At 79.8% G+C, this 342-nt stretch carries 1 protein-coding gene; it reads left to right on the top strand.

From position 1 onward, the window contains the following. Window positions 1–342, top strand: a 342-nt coding sequence (locus tag ACLBYB_RS32895; RefSeq protein ID WP_447701390.1) for a hypothetical protein, incomplete at both ends; no start/stop codon positions are given.

Here is a 342-nt window from a genome sequence, read left to right as displayed (position 1 = left end):
TCACAGGACGCTTCGCCGACTACCTCGCCTGGCTCGCCCGCCAGCCGCGGGCCGCCGCCGAGCGCTTCTGGCAGGACGCCCTCGCCGGCCTCGACGCCCCCACCCGCCTCGCCGACACCTTCGACCCGCCCGGCACGCCCGGCGCCCGCGACGGACAGCGCCCGCCCGGCCACGGCGAAGTCCGGCATCACGGCGAGGTCCGGCATCACGGCGAGGTCCGGCATCACGGCGAGGTCCGGCACCGGGTGCCGCCGGCCGCCGCCGGGCGGCTGCTCGCCCGCGCCCGGGCCGCGCACCTCACCCTCAACACCTGCGTCCAGGCCGCCTGGGCCCGGCTCGTGG

This window comes from Methylobacterium sp. D54C, from assembly GCF_053345595.1.
This window is presented reverse-complemented; position numbering and strand designations above follow the sequence as displayed.